Raw genomic sequence first — 15,547 nt, forward strand, 5'->3', positions numbered from 1 at the left:
CGGTGAGAGCGCTCTCAGCGAGTACGTGCAGTGTTACGTCGATGTGACCCTGCAGTCAAGAGTCGGGAAAATCGACGCCCGGAGAGCGCTCTCTCAAGCCATGACTCGGGTCCGCGGTGGTGCGGACCGTCGCTCCCGGTCCTCGTCACCCGGAGCGCTTGAGCCGGCGCGGAGCATCGCGAGCGGCGGGCACCGACCCGTGACGATCCCTCGAACCCGGCGCCCGCCGGCAGGTCACAGCGGCTCGTCCGACGAATAGCACGCGGTCGCGATGTTGATGCGCAGCGTGTCGGTGCCCTCGGGGGCGATCGAGATCTTGACCCGGTCGGGCGTGATCGCGTTCAGGGAGCCGTCGGCCCCGGGCGGCGCGACCGTGTACTGCGCGCCGCTGTAGTGCTCGCGCAGCTTCTGCAGGGCGGCGTTCTGCTGGTCGGCGGGGACGGGCACGTCACCGTACGTGATCGCGGTGAACGTGTGCGGGCCCTCGCACGGCGCCAGGTTGCTCGTCGGCGGCCCGCTCAGCGTCGCGCCCAGGGCCGTGACGGCCTCGGTGCGGTACTTGTCCGCGAGCGCCTGCGCATCCGCGTGCGGCATGGCGACCACGGTCCCGGCCGACGGCTCGCCGGCCGGCGCGGGAGTGCTCTTGTCGTCGTTCGAGCAGCCGGCCAGCAGGGCGGCGGCCAGGAACAGGCTCAGGATGCGCCTCACTGCACACTCCCAGAGGATGTCGGCGGCAACGTGATCGGGCTAGGTCGTACACGGTCGTCGGGATGTCGCGGGCGCACAGCCGGGCGGCGATCAGCGGCTCGATGCGCTCCCACCGGCCGCCGGCCAGGCCGGCGCCGATGCGCGGCACGCGCACCGACGCGCCGAGGCGGCCGGCCTGGCCCGCGAGCCGCCCCGGCCGCCGAGGTCGTTGCACACATGCGCCACGATCTTGGGTCCGGCGGCCCGCGGACCGGTCCCGTCGCCCTGGACGTAGCTCAGCGGTACCACGCCAGCAACGTACCCGCGATCACCGCGTCCCGCAGATTCAGGACGTGACGTGTCGCGGCAGGACCAGAGCGAACGCGCGCGGGAAGCCCAGCGGCTCCAGCCGCCGCGCCGCCACGTCCGCGACCGGGATCGACGTCACCACGCCCCGGGCCGGGTTGAAGCACTCCAGCACCCCGTCGTGGTGGCCCACGATCAGCACCCAGTGGCGCGGGATCACGGCGCCGATGAGCATCGCCACCGGCCAGTCGCACTCCACCGCCGCGATCGCCGCGCCCAGGTCGCCGCGGAAGAGCCGCCACCCGTAGCGCACGCCCAGCGCCGCCGTGTGCGCGGAGATGACCCCGGCCACGCCCCAGGGCGTGGTGCCGAGCTTGCGGGGCCACAGCCGGTTGGCGGCGGCGTGGATGCGGTGCTGCTCCTCGCCCGCGTCCGTGACGGTCGCGCCGTAGGAGGGGTCCAGGGCCGCGGCGGCGACCATCGCGACCGTGGGGCCACAGGTGAAGCCGTCGGTCTGCCGTACGAACGCGTAATCGGGCACGGCAGTAGACAATAGGGAACCGTCAACCCCGGCGCAGGAGCCGTCCCACGGCCGCCATCATCTCCGTGGCCATCTCCTCGCCCTTGCCCTCCTGGGCGCCGTTGTGCATGCAGTGCCGGGCGTGGTCGTCGAGCAGCCCGAGCGCCACCTTGTCCAGGGCGGCCTGGATGGCGCTGATCTGGGTGAGCACGTCGATGCAGTACCGGTCCTCGTCGACCATCTTCTCCACGCCGCGCACCTGGCCCTCGATGCGGCGCAGGCGGCTCTGGAGCTGGTCCTTGGTGGCGGTGTACCCACGCGGCGTCGGGCTGGTCATGCCCACCAGCATACCCGCGTGCGGGGTAACCCCCTGGGGGTATGAAAGGGCGGCTAGACCGTCAGGGTCAGCCGCTCCGGCAGCACCACGCAGATGCGGCAGCGGGCCTCGTACGTGTACGTCCCGTCGTCCGGCAGCGCCGTCGAGGGCGCGAGCTCCCGGATCATCGGCTCGCCGCGCTCGAGCACCTGCGTGTAGACGGCCGAGAACGAGCGGCAGCGATCGCACACCGCGCGCCGGTAGGTGACGCTCGCGGGCCCGAGCTCCAGCAGCGCCCGCACCGGCGCGAACAGCTCGCCGCGGTGGTCGAGGTCGATGCCGGCCGCCACCACGCGCGTGCCCCGCTGCAGCAGCCGGCGCACGACGAGCATGTCCGCGAGCGTGAACATGTGCACCTCGTCGATGCCGACGACGTCGAGCTCCTCGTCCAGCGCCGCGGCCAGCGAGGTCGCCTTGACGGTCGCGAGCGCCGCGCCGCTGCGCGAGACGACACCGGCGTCGCGCACGTGGCGCGCGCTCTGGAACACGCGGTGGCGCGCGTCCGTGTACTGCAGCGGCGAGAGCAGGCTCACCAGCTCCAGCGACTTGCCGCTCTTCATCGGGCCGAGGATGACGGTCAGATCCACGGCGACACGGTACGCCTCCCCGACTGTAGGAATTTTCACCCTAGGTTGCGACCTTCGCCGGGAACGGGCATGTTTGAGTGATGCAGGTCGTGTCGCCGCCCAGCCGTCTACGGCGCAGCGTGCGACGACTCGCGATGGCCGTCTGTGCGCTGATCATCGGCGCCGGCTTCACCCCCGCCCTGCCGTCCACAGTGGAGCCGGTGCGTCCCGCGCCGGTGTCGCTGAACGCCACCGCACCCGCGGCGCCCGCATCGCAGTCCACAGTGGACGATGCGCGGCCGGTCGCTCCTCCCACCCACGCCGAGCCCGTCCTCGCCGGCGGCTCGAGCCCGCTGCTCACCGGCCGTCACGTGGGTGCCGTGGCGGGCCGGGCACCACCGGCGCACCCGGCGTGAGACGAACCCCTCCCTGACCGGTCTCGCCATCCGAGGTGCCCCCACCATGCAGAACTTCTCGCACGGCATGCAGGAAGCGCTGGCCATCTGGCTGGCCCTGCTCGCCGCCGTCATCATCACGTTCCTGATCGTGACGCTCATCTCTCGCCGCGGCTCCGGCGGGCCGTCCTGGTGGAGCCGCCTGCGCAAGGCGATCCGCGACCCCGAGGCCGTGCGCGAGAAGCAGGCCAAGCTCGAGCGCAGCGCCAAGGAGATCGAAGAGCTGCGGCGGTACTGCGCCGAGGTCGCCATCGCCGCCGAGCGCGCCAACGCCATGGCCGAGCGCCGGCGGGGCGAGTGGGAGGCGGCCCAGCGGACCCAGGAGGCCGCGTGGCGCGCGTTCGAGGAGTCGGAGCAGGCCGTGCACCGCCTCCGCCGCGCCAACGCGTTCCCGGCGACCGAGGACGACCCGGAGGACCGCCGCCGCAACCTCGTCCGCATGGTCAACGCCGCGCACGACCGCGGCGAGATCACGGCCTCCGACCTGGCCGACGCGCTCATGCACCGCAACGGGTGGGACCCGCGGGCGCACCCGTTCGCCCAGCAGCTCATGCTGCGCAAGGTCATCCGGGACCGGAAGTTCCACGCGTACCAGGAGGCGTCCGAGATCGAGCGCCAGACCGCGAAGGCCGCGGACATGGCCGCGGCCGCGAAGCGGAGCCTGGACGACGAGGCCTTCGACGCCGAGCTGCGCCTGCGCAAGGCGACCGCGGTCGCGCCCGAGGAGTCCGCGCCGTCCTTCCGCGCGGCGACCGCCCGCTCCTGAACCACTCCCCCGTTTCGCTTTTCAAGGTCAAGTTCCCCCGACCAGGCGTAACGTACACGTAACATTATGTGATCACGGGGGCCGGTCATGGGCATTGAGCTGTCGATCGTTGCGGGCCAGTGTTATGCGTCGTCCAGCGTCAACGCCCACGGGCAGGACCGCCATCCGACGAGCGAGTCGGAGGTGGAGCTGTTCGGCCTCGGCGACGGTGCCCTGGCCGAGGCCGTGACCGCGTGCCTGGGCCGTGCGCCGGACCGGGTGCAGATCGACGGCCTCCTGCACGGCACGCACGGCTGGACGCCCGTCACCACGACGCTGCGCGTGGCGAGCGCCTCGATCACCGGGGTGGGCTCCGAGCCGGTGGAGCTGCCGATCGAGGACGTTCCCCGGCTGATCGCCACCGCGGCCCACCTGTGGTCCCCGAACGGCGGCGTGGTGGCGGCGGAGCACCTGCGGTACGACATCGAGATCCCGAACGCCCAGCGCCTCACCTACGAGCACGCTTGGGGCGCCGACACCATCGAGTCGTCCAGCACGGCGCTGGCGGACGGCGCCCGGGGCGACACCCTGCTCGCGCTGCGGCTGGACCTGGGCGTCCGGATCGTCTACGACGCCTACCTGAGCGGCGACGTGGCGGTGCTGTTCCGCGACGGCCACGAGGGCCACCGGGTCTGGGGCGTGGACATCGGCACCATCATGGCCGCCGGCGCCCTGCCGAACGGCCGGAACTTCGCCGAGAACGTGAACATCCGCTACCTGGCCGGCGCCCGGGTGGTCCACGCGGGCCCGGGCGGCACCCGCTCGACCTTCAGCGGCCCCGGCATCCGAGCCGGCGAGGACCTGGCACTCATTCACGCTTAGCGCCGTCCGGGTCGGGCCGATCCAAAGAGCGCGACCACACGCGGGCCTGGCAGCGACGGCGCGCCAGCGCCGAGCGGTGTCTGGCGGGAGCGACGGTCCGCACCACCGCGGACCCGAGTCATGATGCCCCGGGCCCGTCGCACCCGGCTTCGTCACCGCCGCGCGCCGGGCGGCCCCGGCTACGTCACGGCGTTGCCGATCGGCGCCGGATCGTCGCTGCTCGCCGCCGCACCGGGCCGCTGCTCGGCGCGGGCGTGCGCGCCGTGGTCGTGGCGGGCGCGAAAGGCGAGCAGCAGCAGGACCGCGCCCAGGAAGGCGACCAGTGCGGCGGCCGCCGCCGTGGTGTGCATCGCGGCGACGAAGGCGTCGTTCGCCCGCTCGGCCAGGTCCGGGCGGTGCAGGGCGTCGGCGACCGCGCGGGTGTGCTCGGCCGACGGGGCCGCCGCGTCGCGGGCCGCGGGCGGGAGGCCGGCCAGGGCCGGGGCGATGCGGTCGCGGTACGTCGTGGTGAGCACCGTGCCCAGCAGCGCGATGCCCAGCACGCTGCCGACCTGCCGGACCGTGTTGTTCACGGCCGAGCCGGCGCCCATGCGGTCCAGGGGCAGCACGGCGATGACGGCGGCCACGGTCGGCGCGATCGCCATGCCCATGGCGGTGCCGCCGACCAGGCCGACGACGCAGAACCAGACCAGCGGGGTGTCCACGTCGAAGGCCAGGTTGGCCAGGAACGCGGCCGCCACGACGAGCAGGCCCCCGCCGCTGACCAGGCCCACCCCGAACCGTCTCGCGAGCCTCGCGCCCAGGCCGGAGCCGATCGCCACGCCCAGGGCGCCGGGCAGGAAGGCCAGGCCGGTGGCGAGGGCGCTCAGGCCGCGGGCGCCCTGGAGGTAGAAGTTGCCGTAGAACATCTGGCCGGTGATGGCGAAGAACAGCGCGGCGAGGGCGAGGTTGCCGGCGCTGAAGCGGCCGCTGCGGAACAGGCGCGGGTCGAACGACGGCTCCGGCGCGCGCCACTCGAAGACGGTGAACAGCGCGAGCAGCGCCAGGCCGAGCAGCACCGGGCCCCAGACCCGCACGCGGGCCCAGTCGGCGTCCTGGCCGGCCTCGATGAGGCCGTAGGCGAGGGACGCCAGGCCGGCCGTGGACAGCAGCAGGCCGATCGGGTCCGGTCGTCGCCGCTGCGCGAGCTTCGGATTCGGTACCGCCCACGCGATCCCCGCCAGCGCGAGCGCCACGACGGGCAGGTTGACCAGGAAGACCGAGCCCCACCAGAAGTGGTCCACGAGCACGCCGCCGAGCAGCGGGCCGAGCGCGACGCCGACGCCGCTGGAGGCCGACCACGCCGCGATCGCCCCGGCCCGGCGCTCGGGCGGGAACGTGGCGCCGATGATCGCCATGGACGTGGGCATCATCATCGCGCCGCCGAGGCCCATCAGGCCGCGGGCCAGGATCAGGCCGGTCGCGTCGCCGGCCCAGGCGGCCCAGACCGAGGCGGCACCGAAGTCGAGGAGGCCGAGGATCAGGATCGTGCGGTGGCCGTACCGGTCGCCCAGCGCGCCGGCGGCGAACAGCGCGGTGGCGAACAGCAGCGCGTAGGAGCCGACGGCCCACTGCAGCTGGCCCGGCGTGGCCCCGAGGCCGGTGCGCGGGTCCGCGATGCGCTCCAGGGCGATGCCCAGGATGGTCGTGTCGATCCAGATGAGGACCGCGGCGAAGACGAGCACGGACAGCACTCGGCGCTGCCGCGGTAGGTTTATTGACAGGTCCCTGACGGTCATGATGGCCACGTTCCCGCAATGACAGGTTCCTGTCAATAGTGCACCGGCGCACAATGGGTGGGTGAACCCCAGCGACGCCTGCTCGACCTTCCTCGTCCGCCACGCCTGGCTCGCCCTGCGCGGGGTCATCGCCGAGGCACTGGTCCCGCACGAGCTGTCGGTGGCACAGTTCGCGTCGCTGCTGCTGCTCGACGAGGTGCCGGGGATGTCCGTCGCCGACGTGGCCCGCAAGGTCTCCACCGCCCGCCAGTCGGCCAACGAGATGCTCGCCGGCCTGGAGCGGGCCGGGCTGGTCGAGCGCCGCCAGCACCCGTCCGACCGGCGCTCGCAGCAGATCTACCTGACCGAGGCCGGGCGGGCGCGGCTCGGCGAGGCGCTGCCGGCCGTCCAGGCGGTCGAGTCCCGCCTGTCCGGCGGGTTCAGCGCGGATGAGCTGGCCGTCGTCAACGCCTGGCTCACGCGCATGACCGAGGCCGAGGCCGCTGCGAGCGAGGAGATCTCCACCCTCTGAGCTGGACAGCAGTGTGTCCCGCGTCACATTATGGATTGGGCGGGAGGTGCGGCATGGAACTGCTCGGCGGCATTCAACTCATGCGACACGCCATCCAGACCCCGGTCGGCGATCCGGCGTTCGGGACCCGGGTGAGTCGCGCGGTGGCGCAGCTCAAGGAGGCGTTCGCGGTCCACGTGGAGGAGACGGAGGGGCCCAGCGGGCTCTACGCGGAGATGCTGGACGACGCGCCGCGGCTGGCGCCGTACCTCAGCACCCTCGTGGGCGACCACCGCTCGGTGTGGAGCGCCCTGGACGAGCTCGAGGGGCGGCTGTCGGGCCGGGACCCGGCGGAGGTGGTGCGGCGCGACGCCGACCGGCTCATCCGCGAGGTGTGGCAGCACCGGCAGCGGGGCGCGGACCTGCTCCACGAGGCCTACGAGACGGACCTCGGCGGCGAGACCTGAGCGCTCTACAGTCGAGCGATGGGGCAGCGCGTGCTGGTCGTCGATGACGACCCGACCGTCAGCGACGTCGTCCGGCGATACCTGGAGCGGGCCGACTACGGCGTCACGCTGGCCGGGGACGGGCCGGGGGCGTTGGAGCAGTACCGCCGCGAGCGGCCCGACCTCGTCGTGCTCGACCTCATGCTGCCCGGCCTCGACGGGCTCGAGGTGTGCCGGCGGCTGCGGGCCCAGGACCCGGGCCTGCCCATCATCATGCTGACCGCGCTCGGCGAGGAGTCCGACCGGGTGCTCGGGCTCGAGGTCGGCGCCGACGACTACGTCACCAAGCCGTTCTCCCCGCGCGAGCTGGTCCTGCGCGTGCAGTCGGTGCTGCGCCGCGCGGCCCCCGCCCCGGCGACCGGCGAGCTGGCCGACGGCGACCTGCGCGTTGACGTCGCGCGGCGGATCGCGACCCGGCGGGGCGAGGAGCTCGCGCTGACCGTGCGCGAGTTCGACCTGCTGGTGTTCCTGATGCGCAACCCGGGCCGGGTGCTGCGCCGGGCGGAGCTGCTGGAGCAGGTGTGGGGCTGGACCTTCGGCGACCAGTCCACCGTCACCGTCCACATGCGACGCCTGCGGGAGAAGGTCGAGGACGATCCGGCCGAGCCGAAGCGGATCCTCACGGTGTGGGGCGTCGGGTACCGGTACGAATATGCGTGACGTCCTCAACACCTTCCTGATGGCGCTGAGCGGCTCACTGGTCGTCGCGCTGGCGGGCCTGGCCGCCCTGCGGGCACTGCGCCGCCGCTCGGTGACCGCCCACGTCGTGGTCATCCTGCTCGTCTCGGTGCTCAGCGTCCTCGCCGGCATCCTCGGCGCCGCCATGCGCATGTTCATCTCCGACCACGACCTGCACGTGCTACTCATCGTCATCGGCACTGCGGCCACCGTCTCGCTCGCCGTCGGGCTCTGGTCCGGCCGCCGCCTGGCCCGCGCCAGCATCTGGGAGCGGGAGGCCGAGGCGCGCCGCCGCGAGCTCGTCGCCTGGGTGTCGCACGACCTGCGCACGCCCCTGGCCGGGCTGCGCGCGATGGCCGAGGCGCTCGACGACGGGGTGGTGTCCGATCCCGAGACCGTCGCCGAGTACCACCGCCGCATCAGCGCCGAGACCGACCGCATGGCCGCGCTCGTCGACGACCTGTTCGAGCTGTCCCGGATCAACGCCGGCGCCCTGCGGCTGGCCGTGGCCGACGTGCCGCTCGGCGACGTGGTCTCCGACGCCATCGCCTCCGCCGAGCCCCTGGCCACCGCCGGGCACATCAGCATCGTCGCCGAGCCCTCGACCGGCTGGCCGGTGGTGCGCGGCTCGATGCCGGAGCTCTCGCGGGTGGTGAACAACCTCGTCCGCAACGCGATCCGGTACACGCCGCCGGACGGCACCGTGACCGTCACCGGCGGCCAGGACGACGCCGGCGGCTGGCTCGCGGTCAGCGACACCTGCGGCGGCATTGCCGAGGCGGACCTGCCCCGGGTGTTCGACGTGGCGTTCCGGGGGACTCCGGCGCGTACACCCGACAGCAGCGCGGGCGGAGGACTCGGCCTGGCCATCGTGCGCGGCCTGGTCGAGGCCCATCAGGGCACCGTCTCCGCGGCCAACGCGGGCGACGGCTGCCGGTTCGTCGTGCGGCTGCCTAGCGCAGACCGTCCAGCGCGTGCCGGCACGGATCGTCCGGCCGCTCCGGCAGTCGCGGGATGACGTCGAGCAGGACCCGCCGGAGCCGCTCGGTGTTCTCCCCGAAGACCCGGAAGACCTCCTCCTGGGTAACCCCGTGCTCGCCCTCCACCCCGGCGTCGAGGTCGGTGACCAGGGCGATCGAGGTGTAGCAGAGCGCCAGCTCCCGGGCCAGCACCGCCTCCGGGTGCCCGGTCATGTTCACCACCGCGCCGCCGATCGCCGTGAACCACCGCGACTCGGCCCGCGTGGAGAACCGCGGCCCCTCCACGACCACCATCGTGCCGTCCCCGGCCGCGATCCCGTGCTCGGCCGCGACCTTCTTCACCACGCCACGCCCGGTCGCGCAGTACGGGTCGGCGAAGTTCACGTGCACCGCGCCCTCGTCGTAGAACGTCTGCACCCGCCCCGAGGTCCGGTCGATGAGCTGGTCCGGCACCACGAACGTGCCCGGCCCCAGCTCGGGCCGCAGCCCGCCCACCGCACACGGCGCCAGCACCTGCGACACGCCGAGCTCCTTGAGCGCCCACAGGTTCGCCCGATAGGGGATCCGGTGCGGCGGGAACCGGTGATCCTTTCCGTGCCGGGGAAGAAAAGCGGCGCGCCGCCCACCCACCGTCGCGACCGTGATCGGGTCGGACGGTGGGCCATACGGCGTGTCGACCACGTGTTCCTCGGCGTCGTCGAGGAGTGCGTAGAGCCCCGATCCGCCGATCACGGCGACGTCCGCGAGTGAGGTCACGGAACAGACCCTAACCGGGACGCGCGGGTCAGGCTATGGTGCGAGACATGACCCTCGCACCCCGCTTCGTTGTCTGCTGGTGGGACTGATGTCGATGCCCGGCGAACTGGGTGAGCCCCCCACGGGACGCGGGTCACCGAGACCGAGAAATTCCGGCACCGGCCGGGGCACGTCCAGGCAGCGTCGAGGGAGGGCGATGGAGTCGTTGACCGGGCGGCTGCTGGTGGCGACCCCCGCGCTCCGCGACCCGAACTTCGAACGCACCGTCGTGCTGGTGGTCGCGCACGAGGAGGGCGGCGCGCTCGGCGTCGTGCTCAACCGCGCCACCGAGGTCCAGGTGGCCGACGTGCTCGGCGGCTGGGGCGCCCTCGCGGGTGAACCCCCGGTCGTCTTCGAGGGCGGCCCCGTCCAGCCCGAGGCCGCGATCTGCCTGGCCCGCACCCGCCCCGGCGTCGAGGACCTGGCCGGCTTCAACCGCGTCTCGGGCGCGGTCGGCACCGTCGACCTCTCGGGCGACCCGGACCTGCTGGTGGCCGGCGTCCTCGGCGTCCGCGTCTTCGCCGGCTACGCGGGCTGGTCCCCGGGCCAGCTCGAACGCGAGATCGAGGGCGGCTCCTGGTTCGTCTTCGACGCCCTCCCCAGCGACGCCTTCGCCCCGCGCCCCGACGACCTGTGGCAGATGGTCCTGCGCCGCCAGGGCGGCCTGATGGCCGCCGTGGCGCACTACCCGGCGGACCCGACGCAGAACTAGGGATACCCGATGTGACCCCCACCCCGGGTATGTGTACTATTCCGTGAGTGCCCGCGAGAGCGGAGCACAGCATGATGGGGCCGTGGCGCAGCTGGTAGCGCACCACACTGGCAGTGTGGGGGTCAGGGGTTCGAGTCCCCTCGGCTCCACCCATCGATTGGCGCTCCCTGCTCATGGCGGCGGAGCGCCAATCGCGTTTGCGATGGGTGGCATTTTTCGCGCTCCCTTCGGTCGCTCCCCGTTGGGGGGCTTCGCCCCACCAAACCCCCCGGGCACCGTCTCGCTTGGTTACCGCAGAGTCCAGCGATCCCGACTCATGGCGCGGAGCGCCAATCGCGTTGCTCCGCGATTGAGGCTTCGCCTCCCGCGCACTCGTGCCGGCTGCCTAGGAGTGGTGGTCGGCTCGCTTCGCTTGCCGTTTTTTCTGGCTCGGGTTCGTCGGGGGGCTGACCGTTGCTCCCGCCAGACACCGCTTGGCGCTTCGCGCCGTTGCTGCCGGGTGCGCGAGGGGTTGCGGTCTTTTTATCGGGCGTGGACCTTGGATTCGGCCGGGGTCTGGGTTCGGGTCGTGGGGCGCCGGCGGGTCGGGAGGCCCAGGGTCGGGTTGGCCACGGCCCAGGCCGCGCCCTTGCACACCAGCTCCTTGTAGACCGCGGCCAGGCGGCCGGTCAGGACGGCGGGCGTGGACCGGTCGTCGGCGGTCACGTACTGGATCAGGCCGTCCCTGCGGCCCAGGGAGATGCACTGGTTGAAGTAGCGGATCGGGACACTCGGGAGCTTGCCGCCGGTCAGTCTCGCGGCGATGGCGTCGGCGGCCTGCCACGCGGAGGGGGTGCCCGAGGCGCAGGACATGCGCAGGGGCTTGTCGCCGGGGCCCATGGCCATGGCGGCGTCGCCGATGGCGTACACGTCCGGGTGCGAGACCGAGCGCAGGTAGGCGTCCACGACGATCTGGCCGGACTCGGTCACCTCCAGCGTGGTGCCGGCCGCGATCGGGTGGACCGCGAAGCCGCCGGTCCAGATCGTCACGGCGGCCGGGATGGTGCGGTCCTCGGCGGTGCGCACGGCGTCGGGCTCGACGGCGGTCACCCGGGTGTGCTCGTGGGCCGTGATGCGCAGCTTCCGCAGGGCCCGGCGCAGGTGGGCGCGGCCCTTCGGGGACAGCCAGTCGCCCAGCTCGGAGGTGGTCACCAGGGACACGTCCAGGTCCGGGCGGGACTCGGCGATCTCGGTGGCCGCCTCGATGCCGGTCAGGCCGCCGCCGACGACCACGACCGGGCGGCGGGGTTCGAGGCTCGCCAGGCGTTCGCGCAGGCGGAGGGCGCCGGGGCGGCCGGCGATCTCGTACGCGTGCTCGGCGGCCCCGGGCACGCCCCGCGCGTTCCAGGCGCTGCCGAGGGCGTACAGCAGCGTGTCGTAGCCGAGCTCGCCGTCGGTCGTGCTGACCGTCCGGCGGTCGGCGTCCACGGCGGTGACCTTCGCGATGCGCAGGTCGACGCCGGTGCCGGCGAACATCTCGGCCAGCGGTCGCGGCTTGAGGGTCTGGCCGGTCGCGAGCTGGTGGTTGCGGACCCGCTCCACGAAGTCGGGCTCGGCGTTGACGAGGGTGACGGTGGCGTCCTCGCGCCGGAGGCGGCGGGCCAGGCGGCCGGCGGCGATGGCCCCGGCGTATCCGGCGCCCAGGACGACGATGCGGTGCGACATGGTGGGTGCTCCCGTCCAGCGTGGTTTTGCCCTTTGAGCCGGGCGGCCCGCCGTTTCCTGACACCCACGCGCTGTGAAGCACCTCACAGGCGGTCAGAAGACCGTGTACAGCGGCTTTCCGTGGTCCCCGGCCGCCCAGGCCGCGGTCGCGCGCTCGAGCTTGTCCGGGTTCACCTGGTTGAGCAACGCGGCGATGCCGTCCTCGGTCACCTGGAGGCACATGACCCCGACCACGCGGCCGTCCAGGACCGCGACGACCGCCGGATCACCGTTGGCCGTCGCGGCGTACACCTCGGGCGTGCCACCCACGGCGGCGCGCTTGCCGGCCCCGGGCCGGAACAGCCCCCACACGAACTTGGCCACCGCCACGGCGCCCTCGAACGCCTTGGCCCGGGCCGGCACCTTCCCGCCGCCGTCGCCGATGCTCACGGCGTCGGCCGTGAGCAGCCTCACGAGCGGCTCGGTCCGGCCGTTGGCCGCGGCGGCCAGGAACTCCTCGACGATCCGCCGCGCCGCGGCCGCGTCGACCTCGGTGCGGGCCCGGCCCTCGGCGACGTGCTGCTTGGCGCGGTGGAAGATCTGCTGGCTGGCGGCCTCGCTGATGTCGAGGACGCCGGCGATCTCGCGGTGCGGGTAGTCGAACGCCTCGCGCAGCACGTAGACGGCGCGCTCGTTGGGCGAGAGCCGCTCCATGAGCGTGAGCACCGCGAACGAGACGGACTCGCGCTGCTCGGCGGTGTCGGCCGGCCCGAGCATGGGGTCGCCGGCGAGCAGGGGCTCGGGCAGCCACTGCCCGACGTAGGTCTCACGCCGCGCCCGCGCGGAGGTGAGCTGGTTGAGGCAGAGGTTCGTGAGCACCTTGGTGAGCCAGGCCTCGGGCACCTCGATGCGCTCGGGATCGGCCGCCTGCCAGCGCAGGTAGGTCTCCTGCACCACGTCCTCGGCCTCGGCGGCCGAGCCGAGCATCCGGTAGGCGATGGCCTCCAGCCGCCGGCGGGACGCCTCGAACCGCTCCACGTCCTCGGCGGCCAGGCTCATGGCCCGATGCTAACCCCACCCCGCCGGACCGCCCGGCGCGGAGCACCCCACCCCCCGCCTCGGGGTTTTCGCGATGAGGGGCTGCGCTTGCCACCGCGGAGGTGGCAGCGACGGCGCGCCAGCGCCGAGCGGTGTCTCGCGGGAGGAACGGTCCGCACCACGGCGGACCCGAGTCATGGCCTTGCGATCGCCCCTGAGTTGGTCTGGGCGCGGCCCATGAGGCGCTCGATCTCGGCCAGCTGCGGCTCGGTCAGCGGGCCGTGCCGCAGGGCGCCGGCGTTCTCCTCGACCTGGGCGACCGTCCGGCAGCCCGGGATCGGGATCGTGCGCGCGTCGAAGGCCCACAGCCACGCCAGCGCGCCCTGGGCCAGGGTCCGGCCGTTCGAGGTCAGGATGTCGCGGACGGAGTCGATGCGGGTGAGAAACTCGGGGGTGGGGCGGCCGTCGCGGAAGTACGTCATCCACTCCGGGCTCAGCCCGCGCACGTCGTCGCGCGGCAGTTCCGAGGTCGCCGAGTAGCGCCCGCCGAGCAGCCCCATCGCGAGCGGCCCGCGGATGATGACGGCGAGGTCGTGCTTGGCGGCCACGGGCAGCACCTCGAACGAGCCGCGCAGCACCGACAGGTCGGCCTGGATCGTGGCGCAGCGCCGCCCCTCGGTCGCGAAGGCGTCGGCGCGCTCGGGGAAGTCGGTGCTCCAGCCGTACGCCCGGATCAGTCCCTGGTCGATGAGGCCCTCGAGCACGGGCACGAGGTCGAGCGCCTGCGGGATCGGGAGGCTGTTGATGTGCAGCTGATACAGGTCGATGTAGTCGGTGCCGAGCCGCCGCAGCGACTCGCGCACGGAGCGCTCGACGTTCGCGGGCGTACCGTCGTCCGGCCCGGTCTGGCGCGTCCGCTCGTCGAAGGTCCCCCCGAACTTGGTGGCGATGACGACCTCGTCGCGCCGCCCCTCGAGCGCGCGGGCGAGGACCTTCTCGCTGTGCCCGGCGCCGTACACGTTCGCGGTGTCGAAGAACGTCACCCCGAGCTCGACCGCGCGGCGAACCGCCCGGATCGACTCGTCGTCGTCGACCTCACCCCACCCGAGCGGCTGCGCACCGGCCCAGAACGGCCCGCCGATCGCCCAGCAGCCCATGCCGAGCGCACTGACCTCGATACCACTGCGTCCCAGGAATCGCGTATCCATGGTGATGAGCCTGTCACCTGGAGTGCACTCCAGGTCAACCCAACCCGCGCGGGGCGAACCTAGCGGCCATGTGGCCCTATAGTCATTTCGTGCCTACCCCCTGGGTTCGGAGCGCATCGACCGCTGGCTCAAGCCGGTCGAATACGCCGAAGCCGGCATCCCGCTTTTCTGGCGCGTCGAACCGGACGACACCGTCGTGCAGTTCCGCCTCGACGGCAACCGCTACGTGGAGTACGGCTCGGTCCCGCTCGAAACTCTCATCGCCGGTGACGTTCCCGCCCTGAGCTGACTGACGTCATCGTGGCCCGATCCCGAAATCCAGAAGTACGACGTTCCAAGCCACCGCAGGGCGTAGCGCCCGGGATGCGGGGCCCGATGCGCTCGGCGTGCCAAGTCCGCGGAAACAACTTCGGCGGCCAGGCCCATCGGGGAACGGCCGCCGAAGTCGATCTCCAGTGGAGGCAACGGTCGCCTACTTGAACCCGCTCATGTGAGCTTCCGAGGCACCCGGCGCAGCAGGACGTTCGTGTCGAGATCGAATGCGAACGGTTCCTGGACGCGCAGCACGTCTCCAGCCTCGGCCACCGCATGCTCCACGTAGAGGGTGCCGTCGAGCCGAAACAACCGCAACGTGATCGAGCCCGGCGGTTCCTGCTCGACCAGCAGGTACTGGCCGATTCCCACAGCGGCATATAGGTGCATCATCACCAGCCGATCGGCGCCGGCGTCGCCGGGCGACACGACCTCGACGACCAACAGCACATCGGGTGCGTCGATCACGACGCCGTCCTCATCCGTGTCGGCCACGACGAGGTCGGGAATCATGATCCGGCCCATATGCAGCCGGACATTGAACGCCTCCAACGCAAGGAGCCCCGCCGCAGAAGCCGCGTTGTCGAGTTCGACAAACAACAGCGACGAGAGGCGTTGGTGCCGCTTGCTCGGCGCCGGGGTCACCAGCAAGCTCCCGTCCAGCAACTCAATCCGATCCACCGTCTCGCCGAGCGCAAGGTATTCGTCCTCACCCCAGGGCCCTTCGTGCTCAAGCACCGCGACGCTCATCAGCTGTTTCACCTCCCGACGGCTGCTGCCACAAGCTGCCATGCCGACCGGCCACTGACGATGCGCACGCCCTCAAGACC

The 15,547-nt window shown here is 72.6% G+C and carries 18 protein-coding genes and 1 tRNA gene; 9 read left to right on the forward strand and 10 right to left on the reverse strand.

Annotated features, from left to right (window positions below; genetic code table 11):
* Positions 1-234: 234 nt before the first annotated feature.
* The 4 genes from ACQP1P_RS42760 to ACQP1P_RS42775 form a co-directional block, all read right to left on the reverse strand.
* Positions 235-708 carry a lipoprotein gene (locus tag ACQP1P_RS42760; RefSeq protein ID WP_433080320.1) on the reverse strand — a complete coding sequence of 158 codons (474 nt, stop codon included), beginning with the start codon at positions 706-708 and terminating at the stop codon, positions 235-237.
* Between the two features lie 325 nt (positions 709-1,033).
* On the reverse strand, positions 1,034-1,534 hold the full coding sequence (locus tag ACQP1P_RS42765) for a hypothetical protein (RefSeq protein WP_433080322.1): 501 nt from the start codon (positions 1,532-1,534) through the stop codon (positions 1,034-1,036).
* Between the two features lie 22 nt (positions 1,535-1,556).
* A complete protein-coding gene (locus ACQP1P_RS42770; RefSeq protein ID WP_433080324.1) occupies positions 1,557-1,850 on the reverse strand; it encodes a metal-sensitive transcriptional regulator in 294 nt (97 codons plus the stop codon).
* 53 nt (positions 1,851-1,903) lie between these two features.
* A complete protein-coding gene (locus ACQP1P_RS42775) occupies positions 1,904-2,476 on the reverse strand; it encodes a thymidine kinase (protein ID WP_433080326.1) in 573 nt (190 codons plus the stop codon).
* Between the two features lie 119 nt (positions 2,477-2,595).
* On the opposite strand from ACQP1P_RS42775, the gene ACQP1P_RS42780 reads away from it, so the two are divergent.
* The 3 genes from ACQP1P_RS42780 to ACQP1P_RS42790 all read left to right on the forward strand — a co-directional run bounded on the left by ACQP1P_RS42780 (position 2,596) and on the right by ACQP1P_RS42790 (position 4,537).
* Positions 2,596-2,871, forward strand: a complete 276-nt coding sequence (locus ACQP1P_RS42780; protein ID WP_433080328.1) for a hypothetical protein — start codon at positions 2,596-2,598, stop codon at positions 2,869-2,871.
* 46 nt (positions 2,872-2,917) lie between these two features.
* Complete coding sequence (locus tag ACQP1P_RS42785; protein ID WP_433080330.1) at positions 2,918-3,676, forward strand: hypothetical protein; 759 nt, start codon at positions 2,918-2,920, stop codon at positions 3,674-3,676.
* Positions 3,677-3,763: 87 nt separating this feature from the next.
* The gene (locus ACQP1P_RS42790) at positions 3,764-4,537 is read left to right on the forward strand and encodes a hypothetical protein (RefSeq protein WP_433080332.1); all 774 of its coding nucleotides are present in this window, start codon (positions 3,764-3,766) and stop codon (positions 4,535-4,537) included.
* Positions 4,538-4,716: 179 nt separating this feature from the next.
* Here ACQP1P_RS42790 and ACQP1P_RS42795 read toward each other — a convergent pair whose 3' ends face one another.
* A complete protein-coding gene (locus ACQP1P_RS42795) occupies positions 4,717-6,315 on the reverse strand; it encodes an MFS transporter (RefSeq protein ID WP_433080334.1) in 1,599 nt (532 codons plus the stop codon).
* A gap of 61 nt (positions 6,316-6,376) precedes the next feature.
* On the opposite strand from ACQP1P_RS42795, the gene ACQP1P_RS42800 reads away from it, so the two are divergent.
* The 4 genes from ACQP1P_RS42800 (at position 6,377) to ACQP1P_RS42815 (ending at position 9,007) form a co-directional block, all read left to right on the forward strand.
* Positions 6,377-6,826, forward strand: a complete 450-nt coding sequence (locus tag ACQP1P_RS42800) for a MarR family winged helix-turn-helix transcriptional regulator (protein ID WP_433080336.1) — start codon at positions 6,377-6,379, stop codon at positions 6,824-6,826.
* A gap of 80 nt (positions 6,827-6,906) precedes the next feature.
* Positions 6,907-7,272, forward strand: a complete 366-nt coding sequence (locus tag ACQP1P_RS42805; RefSeq protein WP_433080338.1) for a hypothetical protein — start codon at positions 6,907-6,909, stop codon at positions 7,270-7,272.
* Between the two features lie 18 nt (positions 7,273-7,290).
* Positions 7,291-7,971: a response regulator transcription factor gene (locus ACQP1P_RS42810; RefSeq protein ID WP_433080340.1), complete on the forward strand. Its 681-nt coding sequence runs from the start codon at positions 7,291-7,293 to the stop codon at positions 7,969-7,971.
* Positions 7,964-9,007, forward strand: coding sequence for a sensor histidine kinase (locus tag ACQP1P_RS42815; RefSeq protein ID WP_433080342.1), 1,044 nt, complete (start codon positions 7,964-7,966; stop codon positions 9,005-9,007). The genes ACQP1P_RS42810 and ACQP1P_RS42815 overlap by 8 nt, the downstream gene beginning before the upstream one ends.
* Here ACQP1P_RS42815 and ACQP1P_RS42820 read toward each other — a convergent pair.
* A complete protein-coding gene (locus ACQP1P_RS42820) occupies positions 8,943-9,701 on the reverse strand; it encodes an S-methyl-5'-thioadenosine phosphorylase (RefSeq protein ID WP_433090367.1) in 759 nt (252 codons plus the stop codon). The genes ACQP1P_RS42815 and ACQP1P_RS42820 overlap by 65 nt on opposite strands.
* A 220-nt stretch (positions 9,702-9,921) precedes the next feature.
* Between ACQP1P_RS42820 and ACQP1P_RS42825 the strand changes: the two genes are divergently transcribed.
* Complete coding sequence (locus tag ACQP1P_RS42825; protein WP_344619484.1) at positions 9,922-10,476, forward strand: YqgE/AlgH family protein; 555 nt, start codon at positions 9,922-9,924, stop codon at positions 10,474-10,476.
* 76 nt (positions 10,477-10,552) lie between these two features.
* Positions 10,553-10,625, forward strand: a tRNA-Ala gene (locus tag ACQP1P_RS42830).
* Between the two features lie 373 nt (positions 10,626-10,998).
* Here the strand turns inward: ACQP1P_RS42830 and ACQP1P_RS42835 are convergent.
* From ACQP1P_RS42835 to ACQP1P_RS42850, 4 genes are all read right to left on the reverse strand, one after another.
* Complete coding sequence (locus ACQP1P_RS42835) at positions 10,999-12,180, reverse strand: NAD(P)/FAD-dependent oxidoreductase (RefSeq protein ID WP_433080344.1); 1,182 nt, start codon at positions 12,178-12,180, stop codon at positions 10,999-11,001.
* A 93-nt stretch (positions 12,181-12,273) separates the two neighbouring features.
* Entirely contained in the window at positions 12,274-13,218 is a 945-nt protein-coding gene (locus tag ACQP1P_RS42840) for an RNA polymerase sigma-70 factor (RefSeq protein WP_433080346.1), read from the reverse strand.
* A gap of 173 nt (positions 13,219-13,391) precedes the next feature.
* Entirely contained in the window at positions 13,392-14,405 is a 1,014-nt protein-coding gene (locus tag ACQP1P_RS42845; RefSeq protein WP_433080348.1) for an aldo/keto reductase, read from the reverse strand.
* Between the two features lie 486 nt (positions 14,406-14,891).
* Entirely contained in the window at positions 14,892-15,467 is a 576-nt protein-coding gene (locus ACQP1P_RS42850) for a Uma2 family endonuclease (RefSeq protein ID WP_433080350.1), read from the reverse strand.
* Positions 15,468-15,547 lie beyond the last annotated feature (80 nt).

The sequence above is a fragment of the Dactylosporangium sp. CA-052675 genome (assembly GCF_050947935.1).
Taxonomy (GTDB): Bacteria; Actinomycetota; Actinomycetes; order Mycobacteriales; family Micromonosporaceae; genus Dactylosporangium.